Annotated in this window: 14 protein-coding genes and 1 pseudogene; 10 read left to right on the forward strand and 5 right to left on the reverse strand. The window is 70.4% G+C overall.

All coding sequences use genetic code 11. The features are described 5' to 3' along the window. Window positions 1-203: 203 nt before the first annotated feature. The gene (locus ACFWBN_RS15820) at window positions 204-815 is read right to left on the reverse strand and encodes a response regulator transcription factor (RefSeq protein ID WP_003948568.1); all 612 of its coding nucleotides are present in this window, start codon (window positions 813-815) and stop codon (window positions 204-206) included. 389 nt (window positions 816-1,204) lie between these two features. Between ACFWBN_RS15820 and ACFWBN_RS15825 the strand changes: the two genes are divergently transcribed. Further along, window positions 1,205-1,549 (forward strand): WhiB family transcriptional regulator, encoded by a 345-nt coding sequence (locus ACFWBN_RS15825; protein ID WP_385176790.1) that lies wholly within the window; start codon window positions 1,205-1,207, stop codon window positions 1,547-1,549. 126 nt (window positions 1,550-1,675) lie between these two features. Here the strand turns inward: ACFWBN_RS15825 and ACFWBN_RS15830 are convergent, their stop codons facing one another. Then, a complete protein-coding gene (locus ACFWBN_RS15830; RefSeq protein WP_385176794.1) occupies window positions 1,676-2,575 on the reverse strand; it encodes a LysR family transcriptional regulator in 900 nt (299 codons plus the stop codon). Between the two features lie 89 nt (window positions 2,576-2,664). Here ACFWBN_RS15830 and ACFWBN_RS15835 point away from each other — a divergent pair, with 89 nt between their 5' ends. The 3 genes from ACFWBN_RS15835 to ACFWBN_RS15845 all read left to right on the forward strand — a co-directional run bounded on the left by ACFWBN_RS15835 (window position 2,665) and on the right by ACFWBN_RS15845 (window position 4,928). Further along, window positions 2,665-3,348: an MOSC domain-containing protein gene (locus ACFWBN_RS15835; RefSeq protein ID WP_385176978.1), complete on the forward strand. Its 684-nt coding sequence runs from the start codon at window positions 2,665-2,667 to the stop codon at window positions 3,346-3,348. 34 nt (window positions 3,349-3,382) lie between these two features. Beyond that, window positions 3,383-4,156 (forward strand): SDR family NAD(P)-dependent oxidoreductase, encoded by a 774-nt coding sequence (locus ACFWBN_RS15840; RefSeq protein ID WP_385176797.1) that lies wholly within the window; start codon window positions 3,383-3,385, stop codon window positions 4,154-4,156. 82 nt (window positions 4,157-4,238) lie between these two features. Next, window positions 4,239-4,928: an ester cyclase gene (locus ACFWBN_RS15845; protein ID WP_385176801.1), complete on the forward strand. Its 690-nt coding sequence runs from the start codon at window positions 4,239-4,241 to the stop codon at window positions 4,926-4,928. 69 nt (window positions 4,929-4,997) lie between these two features. Here ACFWBN_RS15845 and groL read toward each other — a convergent pair whose 3' ends face one another. Both groL and groES read right to left on the reverse strand, forming a co-directional pair. After that, window positions 4,998-6,626 carry a chaperonin GroEL gene (groL, locus tag ACFWBN_RS15850; RefSeq protein ID WP_385176804.1) on the reverse strand — a complete coding sequence of 543 codons (1,629 nt, stop codon included), beginning with the start codon at window positions 6,624-6,626 and terminating at the stop codon, window positions 4,998-5,000. Window positions 6,627-6,763: 137 nt separating this feature from the next. Next, on the reverse strand, window positions 6,764-7,072 hold the full coding sequence (groES, locus tag ACFWBN_RS15855; RefSeq protein WP_008739621.1) for a co-chaperone GroES: 309 nt from the start codon (window positions 7,070-7,072) through the stop codon (window positions 6,764-6,766). 257 nt (window positions 7,073-7,329) lie between these two features. Between groES and ACFWBN_RS15860 the strand changes: the two genes are divergently transcribed. The 5 genes from ACFWBN_RS15860 (at window position 7,330) to ACFWBN_RS15880 (ending at window position 12,652) form a co-directional block, all read left to right on the forward strand. After that, window positions 7,330-7,785: a hypothetical protein gene (locus ACFWBN_RS15860; protein WP_385176807.1), complete on the forward strand. Its 456-nt coding sequence runs from the start codon at window positions 7,330-7,332 to the stop codon at window positions 7,783-7,785. 124 nt (window positions 7,786-7,909) lie between these two features. After that, window positions 7,910-8,590, forward strand: coding sequence for a response regulator transcription factor (locus ACFWBN_RS15865; protein WP_385176810.1), 681 nt, complete (start codon window positions 7,910-7,912; stop codon window positions 8,588-8,590). Next, window positions 8,583-9,920: a sensor histidine kinase gene (locus ACFWBN_RS15870; RefSeq protein WP_385176814.1), complete on the forward strand. Its 1,338-nt coding sequence runs from the start codon at window positions 8,583-8,585 to the stop codon at window positions 9,918-9,920. The genes ACFWBN_RS15865 and ACFWBN_RS15870 overlap by 8 nt, the downstream gene beginning before the upstream one ends. A 108-nt stretch (window positions 9,921-10,028) precedes the next feature. Continuing rightward, window positions 10,029-11,258: an LCP family protein gene (locus tag ACFWBN_RS15875; RefSeq protein WP_385176817.1), complete on the forward strand. Its 1,230-nt coding sequence runs from the start codon at window positions 10,029-10,031 to the stop codon at window positions 11,256-11,258. Beyond that, on the forward strand, window positions 11,246-12,652 hold the full coding sequence (locus tag ACFWBN_RS15880) for an FtsW/RodA/SpoVE family cell cycle protein (RefSeq protein WP_385176820.1): 1,407 nt from the start codon (window positions 11,246-11,248) through the stop codon (window positions 12,650-12,652). The genes ACFWBN_RS15875 and ACFWBN_RS15880 overlap by 13 nt, the downstream gene beginning before the upstream one ends. Window positions 12,653-12,865: 213 nt before the next feature. Here the strand turns inward: ACFWBN_RS15880 and ACFWBN_RS15885 are convergent, their stop codons facing one another. Further along, entirely contained in the window at window positions 12,866-13,450 is a 585-nt protein-coding gene (locus ACFWBN_RS15885; RefSeq protein ID WP_385176988.1) for a hypothetical protein, read from the reverse strand. On the opposite strand from ACFWBN_RS15885, the pseudogene ACFWBN_RS15890 reads away from it, so the two are divergent. Continuing rightward, window positions 13,371-13,640: pseudogene (locus ACFWBN_RS15890) on the forward strand (zinc ribbon domain-containing protein); the annotation flags it as partial. The gene ACFWBN_RS15885 and the pseudogene ACFWBN_RS15890 sit on opposite strands and share 80 nt — an antisense overlap. Between the last annotated feature and the right edge of the window lie 140 nt (window positions 13,641-13,780).

Raw genomic sequence — 13,780 nt, forward strand, 5'->3', positions numbered from 1 at the left:
GCATCGAAGCGTTATGAGCGGGTGCGCCTGAAGTCATCGCTCGCGCCCTCCCCTCCCGCTCGGCCGAATAGTCCCCGAGGACTCCCACACTCCAAGAATGCGGCACACCCTCAAGGATGCGGCATCGCGCACGAAGCGACACGTCCCCCGGATTGTGCCCCGCCAATCCCCGGGTGCGCACCGGGTACGGCGGGGCCGAGGGGTCAGCGGACCAGGCCCCAGCGGAAGCCGAGTGCCACGGCGTGCGCCCGGTCCGAGGCGCCGAGCTTCTTGAACAGCCTGCGGGCGTGCGTCTTGACCGTGTCCTCGGAGAGGAAGAGCTCGCGCCCGATCTCCGCGTTGGACCGGCCGTGGCTCATGCCCTCCAGGACCTGGATCTCGCGCGCGGTGAGCGTGGGCGCGGCGCCCATCTCGGCCGAGCGGAGCCGGCGCGGGGCCAGTCGCCAGGTCGGGTCCGCCAGGGCCTGGGTGACCGTGGCCCGCAGTTCGGCGCGCGAGGCGTCCTTGTGCAGATAGCCGCGGGCGCCGGCGGCGACCGCGAGGGCCACGCCGTCCAGGTCCTCGGCGACCGTCAGCATGATGATGCGGGCGCCCGGATCGGCCGAGAGCAGCCGACGGACCGTCTCCACACCGCCCAGCCCGGGCATCCGTACATCCATCAGAATCAGGTCGGAGCGGTCGGCACCCCAGCGGCGGAGGACTTCCTCGCCGTTGGCAGCCGTCGTCACACGCTCGACGCCGGGCACGGTGGCAACCGCGCGACGGAGCGCCTCTCGGGCAAGCGGGGAGTCGTCGCAGACGAGGACGGATGTCATGACCGCCCTCCGCAGCTGCTGATGCGCGTCACCTTGAGCCTCCAGGCTGGTACGTATCGTCACCTGTGCGGTCGATGTCCCCGGACACCTGTCCGAGAACTTCTTGGTTCAACCGCCTTCGCACTCTCAACGATGGTCACTCGAAAGAGTTACGGGTCGGACGGACACCTTCGGCACTCTACGTGAGGAAGCGAACACGGCGCAGGCGCCACAAGTCATCTGTCCTCCATCTGGAGCTATGCCCTATTTGGCGGCTTTCCTTCCGTTTGGCATGTGTCTGAGGCTAGATTCCCAATGAGTCATATTTACATCTACTCCGACAGTAGGTGTGGAGACCCTTGGAGACATGGACCGTATCCGCCTCAGTACCGGCACCAAGAGGACTACCAATGGCAGATTTCTCCCGCCTCCCCGGACCGAACGCCGACCTCTGGGACTGGCAGCTGCTCGCTGCCTGCCGCGGGGTCGACAGCTCCCTCTTCTTCCACCCGGAAGGCGAGCGGGGCGCGGCCAGGAGCGCGCGCGAGGCCTCGGCTAAAGAGGTCTGCATGCGATGCCCGGTGCGTTCGGAATGCGCCGCACACGCACTCGCCGTCCGCGAGCCCTACGGAGTGTGGGGCGGCCTCACGGAGGACGAACGCGAGGAGCTGATGGGTCGCGCACGCCATCGCCTGATCCCCGCGTCGAGTGCGATCGGGCCGGTCGCGCCGATCACGCCCATCACGCCGCACTGACCGGAACACGACGAAACGCCTGAAGGAACGTTTCTTCGAATTCGTCGGGCCTCCCGCACGTCCGGGCGTGTCGCCGTCATGCCCGGAACGTCACGCGTTCGGCCGTACGGAACGGCATCCGTGCGGTCAGCGCGCGGCCGCGCGCTCCAGCTCGGCCAGGGTCGCGGCCACGGCCGGGACCCTGGCCAGGTCGGGCAGGGTCAGCGCCACGACCTCCCGCTCGACGGCCGGCTCCACGATCAGCGTGCTCACGCCCTTGGCCCGTACGGACTCCACCGCGAGCTCCGGCAGCACCGCGACGCCCAGCCCGGCCCCCACCAGGCCGACCACGGCCGGGTAGTCGTCGGTCGCGAAGTCGATGCGCGGGGTGAAGCCCGCGACCTCGCACACCTCCACCAGGTGGCGGCGGCAGCGCGGGCAGCCCGCGATCCAGGGCTCGTCGGCCAGCTCCGCCATGCCCACCCGCTCGGCGCCGGCCAGCCGGTGCCCCTCGGGGACCAGCCCGACGAGCCGGTCGGTGAGCAGCGGCCGCACCACGAGGTCCTCCCACTCCGCGCTGGATCCGGAGGCCCCGCCGTAGCGGAAGGCCAGCGCGAGGTCGCAGTCGCCCTCGCGCAGCATCTCCACCGAGCGCGGCGGTTCGGCCTCGACCAGCGAGATACGGGTCCCCGGGTGCTCGGCGCGCATCGCCGCGAGGGCGGTGGGCACCAGGGTGGAGCTGCCGCTGGGGAAGGACACCAGCCGGACCCGTCCCGCACGCAGCCCGGCGATGGCCGCGACCTCCTCCTCCGCGGCGGTCAGCCCGGCCAGGATCCCCGCGGCGTGCCGGACCAGGGCCTCGCCGGCCTGGGTCAGCCGCATCTCCCGGCCGGTGCGGATGAGCAGCGGGGTGCCGGCCGACTGTTCGAGGGCCTTCATCTGCTGGGAGACGGCGGGCTGGGTGCAGCCGAGCTCGCGGGCGGCGGCGGAGAAGGAGCCGGTCCCGGCGACGGCGCGCAGAACCCGGAGATGACGTGCTTCGATCACCCTTTGAGCATAAGCCCTGCTTTGATCACAGCACGAATACTCCGATGACACTTTGGGATCGGTCGGGCTAGCGTGCTCCCATGGGCCCCATTCATGTGACCTCCGTGAACCTCGGCCGCGCCACGGCCGTCGACTACACCGACGCCGAGGACGGGATGACCGGCCACGGCAAGCGCCCCGTCCCCGGGCCGGTCCGCGTCTTCGCCCCCGGCCCCAAGGCCACCGGCCTCGGCAGCGGCCTGGAGGGCGACGCCGTCTGCGACCGCCGCCACCACGGCGGCGACCACCAAGCCGTCTACGCGTACGCCCGCGAGGACCTCGACTGGTGGGAGGGCGAGCTGCGCCGCGAACTGCCCGCCGGGATCTTCGGCGAGAACTTCACCACCTCCGGCATCGACCTGAACACCGCGCGCCTCGGCGACCGCTGGCGGGTCGGCGCCGACCTGGTCCTCGAAGTGGCCTCGGCCCGCATCCCCTGCCGGACCTTCCAGGGCGCCCTCGGCGAGAGCTCCTGGGTCAGGCGGTTCACCCGGGCCGCCCGGCCGGGCGCGTACCTGCGGGTGATCGAGGAGGGCCGGGTCTCCCCCGGCGACACCGTCGAGGTCGTCCACCGCGCGGACCACGACGTGACGGTGGAACTGTGGTTCCGCGCCTTCACCACCGAGCGCGCCCTGCTGCCGCGCACCCTGGCGGCGGGCGCGGCGATGGAGCCGGCGGCCCATGAGACCGTGCGCCACTACCTGGAGAAGTACGGGGCCGGGGCAGGGGCGTAGGAGGACCGCCACCCGGGGCGGCTAGGTTGCGCCTATGACGACTGCGTTGATTACGGGATCCACGGCGGGCATCGGCGCCGCCTTCGCGCGGCGGCTCGCCGCCCAGGGGCACAACCTGGTGCTGGTGGCACGCGACACCAAGCGGCTCGGGGAGCAGGCCACCGAACTCCACGACCGGCACGGCATCGAGGCCGACGTCCTGGTCGCCGACCTCTCCACCGAGGAGGGCATCGCGGCGGTCGAGCAGCGCCTCGGCGACCGTACGCACCCGGTGGACCTGCTGGTGAACAACGCGGGCTTCGGCAACAAGGGCCGCTACCTCGAAGTGTCGATGGCCGACGAGCTGACCATGCTGAAGGTGCACATCGAGGCGGTGCTGCGGCTCACCTCGGCGGCCGGCGAGTCGATGCGCTCGCGCGGCCGGGGCGGCGTGATCAACGTGGCCTCGGTGGCCGCCTTCGTACCGCGCGGCACCTACGGGGCCAGCAAGGCCTGGGTCGTGCAGTTCACCCAGGGCGCGGCGAGGGACCTGGCCGGATCCGGGGTGCGGCTGATGGCGCTGTGCCCCGGCTTCGTACGGACGGAGTTCCACCAGCGCGCCGGCATGGGCACCGACAACATCCCCGGCTGGATGTGGCTCGACGCCGACAAGCTGGTGGCGGCGGCCCTGGCCGACCTGGCGCGGGGCAAGACGGTGTCCATCCCAGACCCGCGGTACAAGGCGCTGATGGGCGTGGTGAAGCTGACGCCGCGCGGGCTGCTGGGCGGGATGTCCTCGCGTACGGGCCGCAAGTACGGGCCCCAGTAGCGCCGGCAACGCGCCGCTGAACCGGCCAATCGGGCGAAACCTCCCTAAACTGGACGTGCCCCATCGAGCCCGGGAGACCACCATGACATTCGTACAGATAATCGATTACAAGACCAGTCGGCAGGCTGACCTCGATCAGCTGCTCGACCGGTACGTCTCGCAGAGCCAGGGCAAGCGCACGGTCACCCACAGCATCGTGGGCAAGGACCGTGACGACGAGAACCACTTCGTGGACGTGGTCGAATTCCCCTCGTACGAAGAGGCCATGAAGAACTCTCACCTCCCGGAGACGGACAAGATGTTCCAGGAGATGGTGGCGCTCTGCGACGGGATGCCCAGCTTCACCAACCTGGACGTCGTGCGGGACGAGCACCTCAACACGATGCTGGTGAACCGGATGTTCGACGAGCTCGCGATGAAGGGCGACATGTCCGTCATCCCGGAGATCTTCGCGGAGGACTACCACGACCACGACATCAAGAACCCCGAGGACAAGATGGGCCACGCGGGGATGCGCGAGGACGTGGAGGAGTGGCGGAACGCCTTCGACTTCAGCTTCACGAAGGACGCCCAGGTGGCACAGGACGACTACGTCACCACCCTGTGGACCTGGACCGGCAAGCACAAGGGCGAGATCATGGGCATCGCCCCGACCGGCAAGACCTGCACGATGACCGGCACGACGGTCTTCCGATGTCAGGACGGAATGATCAAGGAAGGCTGGTGGCACTACGACACCATGGGCCTGATGCGCCAACTGGGCGCCATGTAGCCCCCGCGCACACGGGAAGGCCCCGCTCCGCAGATGCGGAACGGGGCCTTCCTTCAGCGTGGGACGCGATCAGTGGCTGTGGCCGTGACCGTGACCGTGACCCGCGTCGGCCTCTTCCTCCGCCGGCTTCTCGACGACCAGGGTCTCGGTCGTGAGCAGCAGGGAGGCGATGGAAGCGGCGTTCTCCAGCGCGGAGCGGGTGACCTTCACCGGGTCGATGACGCCGGCCTTGACCAGGTCGCCGTACTCGCCGGTGGCGGCGTTGAAGCCCTGGCCCTTGTCGAGCTCGGCGACCTTCGAGGTGATGACGTAACCCTCGAGACCGGCGTTCTCGGCGATCCAGCGCAGCGGCTCGACGGCGGCGCGGCGCACGACCGCGACACCGGTGGCCTCGTCGCCCGACAGGCCGAGGTTGCCCTCGAGGACCTTGACGGCGTGGACGAGCGCGGAGCCACCGCCGGAGACGATGCCCTCCTCGACCGCGGCGCGGGTCGCCGAGATGGCGTCCTCGAGGCGGTGCTTCTTCTCCTTGAGCTCCACCTCGGTGGCGGCGCCGACCTTGATGACGCAGACGCCGCCGGCGAGCTTCGCCAGGCGCTCCTGCAGCTTCTCGCGGTCCCAGTCCGAGTCGGTGGACTCGATCTCGGCCTTGATCTGGTTGACACGGCCGACGACGTCCTCGTGGCTGCCGCCACCGTCGACGATGGTCGTGTCGTCCTTGGAGATCGTGACGCGGCGGGCGGTGCCCAGCACGTCCAGACCGGCCTGGTCGAGCTTGAGGCCGACCTCCTCGGCGATGACGGTGGCACCGGTGAGGGTGGCCATGTCCTGCAGCATCGCCTTGCGGCGGTCACCGAAGCCGGGGGCCTTGACGGCGACCGCGTTGAAGGTGCCGCGGATCTTGTTGACGACGAGGGTGGAGAGCGCCTCGCCCTCGACGTCCTCGGCGATGATCAGCAGCGGCTTCGAGGCGCCGGCCTGGATGACCTTTTCCAGCAGCGGCAGGAGGTCCTGGATGGAGGAGATCTTGCCCTGGTTGATCAGGATGTACGGGTCGTCGAGGACGGCCTCCATACGCTCCTGGTCGGAGACCATGTACGGGGAGAGGTAGCCCTTGTCGAAGGCCATGCCCTCGGTGAACTCCAGCTCCAGGCCGAAGGCGTTGGACTCCTCGACGGTGATGACACCGTCCTTGCCGACCTTGTCCATCGCCTCGGCGATGAGCTCGCCGACCTGCGAGTCCTGCGCGGAGAGCGCGGCCACGGCGGCGATGTCGGACTTGTCCTCGATCGGACGGGCGGTCGCGAGGAGCTCCTCGGACACGGCCTTGACCGCGGCGTCGATGCCCTTCTTCAGGGCGGCCGGGGAAGCGCCCGCGGCGACGTTGCGCAGACCCTCGCGGACCAGCGCCTGCGCCAGCACGGTGGCGGTGGTGGTGCCGTCACCCGCGATGTCGTTGGTCTTGGTCGCCACCTCCTTCACGAGCTGGGCGCCCAGGTTCTCGTACGGGTCGTCCAGCTCGACCTCGCGGGCGATGGTGACACCGTCGTTGGTGATGGTGGGCGCACCGAACTTCTTGTCGATGACGACGTTGCGGCCCTTGGGGCCGATCGTCACCTTGACCGTGTCGGCAAGCTTGTTGACGCCGCGCTCGAGGGCGCGACGGGCGTCCTCGTCAAACTTAAGAATCTTCGGCATGGGAGCGGTTCAGCCCTCTCGTTGCGATCCCCGGCCGCTCACCGCGACCGCCTAGCTAGAACGAACTACGCCCCTCGCCGCCCGGCATCAGCAGGGGTGACCAGGGGCGTAGCTCAAAGCAAAACTTGAGAAGTGAATTACTTCTCGACGATCGCGAGCACGTCGCGAGCCGAGAGGACGAGGTACTCCTCGCCGTTGTACTTCACCTCGGTGCCGCCGTACTTGGAGTACAGGACGACGTCGCCGACGGTGACGTCCAGCGGGAGACGCTGGCCGTCCTCGAAGCGACCCGGGCCCACGGCGAGGACGACGCCCTCCTGGGGCTTCTCCTTCGCGGTGTCCGGGATGACCAGGCCAGAGGCCGTGGTCTGCTCGGCGTCGAGCGGCTGGACCACAATGCGGTCCTCGAGCGGCTTGATGGCAACCTTGGAGCTGGTGGTCGTCACGATCCGACCTCCCCCTTCGGAGATCCGGGGTTAACTGTCTGAGGTGGCGACCAGGTCGATCCGTCGTCGCGGGTGCCGGATCTGCCTGTCGCTGTGTTGGCACTCACCAGGGGCGAGTGCCAAGTGCGACACTATTCCGGCGATTAGCACTCGGTCAAGCGGAGTGCCAATTCTCCGCCACGGGCGTTGCGCGGACCGGCTCCCCGAACCGGCAAATCCCCGGCGCACGGGCGTTCGATCTCACTACTCTTCCCGTCATGACCAGGACAAACTCCGGTGTGCGGTGGCGACATGGCATCCCGATCGTGATCGGCCTCGCGGCCGGGATCTACATGCTGTGGGCCGCCGTGCCGCGGCTGGCGGCCCAGGTGGCCGGGGTGGAGGGTGCCTTCACCGCCACGCGGTGCGCGGAGGAGCGGGACTCGGACGGGGACCGGCACTGGATGTGCGAGGGCTCCTTCGCCGCCGGCGACGGATCGTTCACGATCCCCCGGGTCGAGGTCGACACTTCTTTCGACACCCGTCCGGTCGGGCCGGTGACCACCTTCGCCCTCGGGCCGTCCGCCGACACAGCCGTGCAGCCCGGCGTCCTCGTCTGGCTGGGGCCCGGGGCGGTGGGCGTGCTCTCCCTCGCCTTTCCCGTGTGGGCCGTCGGCTCGGCCTCCCGGAACGCCCTCGCCCGGCGCCGGAGCCTCGCCGGACAAGCCGGGTAGGTACGGGTAGGTACGGGTAGGTACGGGTAGGTACGGGTACCCGGGCGGGGCGCCACCGGGTCGGGACACCGGCCGGAGGGAGGCCCGAGACAGGGCGCATCACCCGATATGTGACGCTTGAGCGGTGCGCATCCTCGTGGTCGAAGACGAAGAAGGCCTCGCCGGGTCCCTGCGGCGCGGCCTGTCCGCCGACGGGCACCTGGTCGAGGTCGCGCACGACGGCCACCGCGGCCTGGACCTCGCCCTCGCCGGCGGCCCGTACGACGTGGTCCTCCTCGACCTGATGCTCCCCGGGCTGAGCGGCCACGAGATCTGCACCCGCATGCGCGCCCACGGCGACACCACCCCGGTGCTGATGCTCACCGCCCGCGACGGCGACGACGACGAAGCCGAGGGCCTGGACGCCGGCGCCGATGACTACCTCACCAAGCCCTTCTCCTTCGTGGTCCTCGCCGCCCGCATCCGGGCGCTCGCCCGCCGCGCCGGCGCCCCCGACCGCACCACCCTCCAGGCCGGCGACCTCCTCCTCGACCCACAGGGCCGCCGCTGCCGCCGCGGCGCCCACGACATCGAGCTCACCGCCCGCGAACTGGGCGTACTGGCCTGCCTGATGGAGCAGCCCGGCCGGGCCGTCGCCAAACAGGACATCCTCGACGAGGTCTGGGACACCCCGTACGGCATCGACCCGAACATCGTCGAGGTGTACGTCTCCTCGCTGCGCAAGAAGATCGACGCGCCGTTCGGCCGCCGCTCGATCCGCACCGTCCACGGCACCGGCTACCGGATGGCCCCCGACGGTGGCTAGTACGGTCCGCGCGCGTGCGGCGGTGGCCGCCGCCCTCGCGATGGCCGCAGTCCTGGCCACCGGCGGGCTGTGGCTCCACACCCTCCTGCGGGGCAACCTGCTGGACAACACCACGGGCCGCACCGAACTCGCCGCCCGCAAGGCCGCCGCCCAGACCGAAGGCCGGATCCCGCCGCCCGGCGGCCGGCTGCCCGCGCCCGAGGGCGGGGTGGACCTGGTCCTCGTACGGGACGCGCGGGGGCGGACCGTGGCCACCAGCGGGGAACCCGAGGCCGTCCCCGGGCCGGACCTCGCCGGTCTGCGCCCCGGGGCCGACGGCGACTCCCGCTCGGCCGTGCTGCCGCCCGCGCGCCCCGGCGCGCAACGGCGCGTGGTGGTCGCCGTCGAAGCGCCCGGCGCGCACACCGTGTACGCCATGACCGTGCTCGGCGACGTGGACGACGCGACCCGGGCGGTCGCCATCGGGCTGCTGGCCGGCGCGCCCCCGCTCATCGGCTTCGCCGCGGCCCTGGCCTGGTGGGTGACGGGCCACGCGCTGCGGCCGGTGACCGCGATCAGGACCGAGCTGGCGGCCGTCACCGCGAGCGAGCTGGACCGGCGGGTCCCGGACCCGGGCGGCGCGGACGAGATCGCGCAGCTGGCCCGGACCGTCAACGACACGCTGGACCGGCTGGAGCGTTCCGACGCCCGGCAGCGCCAGTTCACCGCGGACGCCTCGCACGAGCTGCGCAATCCGCTGGCCGCCGTCCGGTCCCGGCTGGAGGTGGCGCTGGCCATGGGCCGCCCCGACCGGGAGTCGGTCGAGGCCGCGCTGGCCGACACCGAGCGGCTCCAGCGGATCGCGGCGGACCTGCTCCTGCTGGCCCGGCTGGACGGCGGCCCGGGACCGCGGACCGAGCCGGTGGACCTGGCCCTGCTGGCCGCGGAGGACGTGGCCCGCCGGGGCGGCTCCCGGGTGGCGATACGGCTGGACGCGCGGGCACCCGTACCGGCGGCCGGGGACCCGGCGCGGCTGGAGCGGGCCCTGGCCAACCTCGTGGACAACGCCCTGCGGTACGCCCGCGAGGAGGTCGTGGTGCGGGCCGGCGCGGCGGACGGCTGGGCGCTGCTGGAGGTAGCGGACGACGGCGCGGGCATCCCGGAGGCGGACCGGGACCGGGTGTTCGAGCGGTTCGTACGGCTGGACGCGGCCCGGGGGCGGGCAGGCGGCGGGACGGGGCTTGGCCTGGCCATCACGCGGGAGATCGCGCGGGCGCACGGGGGCGACGTACGCGCGCTCCCGGCACCCGCCGGGGGCGCGCGGCTGGTGCTGCGCATCCCGTCACCGTGACCGGGGCGACTTCCTCCGCGGGATTTCCCCTCGGGCTTCCTCCTCGGGCTTCCCCTCAGAGTGCCTCCTCAGGATTCCTTCAGCGCCCCTCCCCCACCATCGACAGGCATGAGCGCGCACCGGAGGAAGACGACCGCCCCGGGCCACCGGCCCTCCCGCCGACGCCGGCTCGGCCGCACCCTGCTGATCACGGGCTGCGCGCTGGCGGTCATGGCGGGCGGCGGCGCCTGGTACCTGTACCGGGACCTGGCCGCCGGCATCGGCAGTTCCAAGGCGCTGGAGGGCGCCGAGAAGTCGAGGTTCGGCGATGTGAACATCCTGCTCATGGGGCTGGACAGCCGAAAGGACCAGAACGGCGAGGACCTGCCGGACGACATCCTGGAGAAGCTGCACGCCGGCAGCTCGGACATCGGCGGCTACAACGCGAACACCCTGATCCTGCTGCACGTGCCCGGCGACGGCGGCCAGGCGAAGGCCTTCTCGGTCCCGCGCGACGACTTCGTCGACATATCGGGCGGCCACGGCAAGGACAAGATCAAGAAGGCGTACGGGCTGGCCAAGGAGAAGGAGCAGGAGCGGCTCGTCGCCCAGGGGGTCAAGGACCGCCGGCAGCTGGAGCGGGAGGGCCGGGAGGCCGGGCGCAAGGCGCAGATCGCCACGGTGCGGAACTTCCTGGGGGTCCCGATCGATCACTTCGCCGAGCTGAACCTGGCCGGTTTCTACCACCTCGCCGACGCGCTGGGCGGCGTACCGGTGTGTCTGAACAAGGCGGTGAAGGACAAGTACTCCGGCGCCGACTTCCCGGCGGGACCGCAGACCCTCGACGGCCGGCAGTCGCTGGCCTTCGTGCGCCAGCGGCACGGCCTGGACATGGGGGACCTGGACCGGACGAAGCGGCAGCAGGCCTTCCTCGCGGGCGCGACGAAGAAGCTGAACTCGGCCGGGACCTTCACGGACCCGGTGAAGCTGATCAAGCTGATCGACGCCGCGAAGCAGGACGTGGTGACGGACGAGGGATGGGATCTGCTGTCGTTCGTGCGGCAGGCGAAGAACCTGTCCGGCGGCAAAGTGCAATTCACGACACTCCCCGTCGAGCGCTTCGGAAGGAACCATGGGGAGGACATCAACGTCGTAGATGATATGAAGATAAAGCGCCTCATTGCCGAGCAGATCGGGCCCAAGGCCACCGCGAGCCCGAGCGCACCGGGCGCCGCTTCCGCCTCACCCTCACCCTCACCTTCGCAGGGGGCGCCGTCGACGCCCGCCGCGTCACGCGAGGCGTCCCCCTCGCCCGCCCCCACGTCCACGGACGGCGGCGGCATCCCGTGCGTGGACTGAAACCCCTGACGGCGGCGGGCGCCCGCCGCCGCACCGAGGCGCTGCTCCTGGTCTTCGTCGTCACCATCGCCGTCTTCGGCCACACCTGCGCCGGCCTCGCCATGAACGGCGAGCTGCCGCCCAACCTCACCGGCTTCACGATCAGCATGTCGCTGCTCTCGCTGGTGGGACACCTGGGCATCCGCCGGTTCGCGGCGTATGCGGATCCGCTGATCTTCCCGCTCGCCATGCTGCTGACCGGGCTCGGACTGGTGCTGATCCACCGGCTCGACCAGGGGTACATCGAGCGGTACAACTCCGACGCCAACGCGCCCGGCCAGCTGATGTGGACGGTGGTCGGGGTCGCCGCCTGCATCCTGGTGGTGGCGCTGCTGCGCGACCACCGGCTGCTGCAACGCTTCATCTACATCACGATGGCCGTCGCGCTGGTGCTGCTGATCGCACCGGCGTTCTTCGGCGCGGACACGTACGGCGCGAAGCGCTGGATCATCCTCTTCGGCTTCTCGCTGCAGCCCGGCGAGTTCGTGAAGATCATGATCGCGATCTTCTTCGCGGGGTATCTGGTCATCCACCGGGATTCCCTGGCCCTGACGGGCCGGAAGTTCCTCGGCATGCGGCTGCCCCCGATGCGCCAGCTCGGTCCGATCATCACGGTGTGGATCGTCTCCATGCTGGTGCTGGTCTTCGAGCGCGACCTCGGGACCTCGCTGATCTTCTTCGGCGTCTTCGTGGTGATGCTCTACGTGGCCACCGAGCGCACCAGCTGGATCGTGTGCGGCCTGTTCATGGCGGCGGTGGGCGCCTTCGCGGTGGGCTCGACGGAACCGCACGTCAAGGCGCGCGTGGCGGCATGGCTGGAGCCGCTGTCCTATTACTGGGAGAACCGCCCGGCGGGGGTCACCTCGGACCAGTCGGCCCAGGCCCTGTTCAGCTTCGGCACGGGCGGCATGTCCGGGACGGGGCTGGGGATGGGCCACCCGGAGCTGATCAAGTTCGCGGGCCGCAGCGACTTCATCCTCACGACGGTCGGCGAGGAACTGGGCCTGGCCGGGGTCATGGCTGTCCTGATCCTCTACGCACTCCTCGTGCAGCGGGGCCTGCGCATGGCACTCGGCGCCCGCGACCCCTTCGGCAAACTCCTGGCGGTGGGCCTGGCCTCGGCCCTGGCCCTCCAGGTCTTCGTGGTCGCGGGCGGCGTCACGGGCCTGATCCCCCTGACGGGCAAGGCCCTGCCCTTCCTGGCCAAGGGCGGCTCGTCCCTCCTGGCCAACTGGATCATGATCGCCCTCCTCCTCCGCATCAGCGACAGCGCGGAACGCCAACGCGAGGCGGACGCGAGGGACCCGGCGGAAACAACGATCACGCCGGTGGGGGTGGGGGCGCGGGTGGGGTAGAGCCCGCAACTCGGCAATCCGGCGAGCGGGGTCGGCCTCACCGGCATTTCGCTCGGGCAGGTCGGGCGGTGGACGCGTCAGATCGCTACGCGGCTGAGGTGAGTGGGCGGCGATCAGCGCGGCATGGGGGAGGGGCGGAGACGCAAATGCCCGCGGTTGTCAGGGCACAACCGCGGGCAGTGGGCTATGCCGCTGGGCTGCGGCACCCCCTCCTCAACCCTTCAGGGCACCCACGAGCTGCGCACGCTCGCGGAGAGTGCGGACCGCTCTGACGTTGCCGTGCGGGCGGAGTCTCAGGTTCATCACCTCAAAGTGCTCGTCACCACGTGCGGAGCTGAGGCACTCGTATTCGTCGAGGAACCGTTGCCACGTCTCGCACGCGGCTTCCACATGGCCGATGGACAGCTGTCGCTGGGCGAGCAGGCCGTACGCGTGGAGGCGCCCCTGCCGCTCGTGTGCAGGCTGCATTCGGATCGACTCCCGCAGTGTCCTGGTGGAACCTGCGACGTCTTTCGTCTCGTTCTGCACGTGCGCAACGTGGAAGAGGTACCCGGCGCGGTCGTAGCCGCCCACGCTTTCTCGGCGGTCGTCCGCCCGCGAAAGCGCCTCCTCCGCCTCCCGTAGACGGGCGAAAGCCTGCCGTTTGTCACCGACCATCGCGGCCCCGTGGGCCTGCTGGCCTCGTAGGAACGCGATGAGTCGAGGCCCTGCCACGGGTGCGGAGCCGGGCAGGAACGTCCGCGCGAAAACCGGGCTCAATCGGTCGATCAGCGCCGAGGCATGGGGACGCACTGTCACCCTGCTCACGTACAAACTCGCCGACCGGGGCGGGCACCTGATCAAGGTCCCCGCCCCTCACACCTCGAAGCGGTGCCACGTCTGCGGCTTCATCACCGAAGGCAACCGTGAGAGCCAGGCCCGGTTCGTGTGCAAGAACTCGACGTGCGGTTGGTCCGGCAATGCCGATACCAATGGCGCATGCAACGTCGAGGCCGCCGCAAAACAGCAAGCGCCCCAGGACATTGTGGGTGTCAGGACGTGGAGCCTTAGCCAGTGGGCAGGCAGTGAAGCGTCAACCACCGGAGTCCCGCACCCACGGGACGAAGGATTCCCTCGCCCTTCGGCGAG

The sequence above is a fragment of the Streptomyces sp. NPDC059989 genome (assembly GCF_042736975.1).
GTDB lineage: Bacteria > Actinomycetota > Actinomycetes > Streptomycetales > Streptomycetaceae > Streptomyces.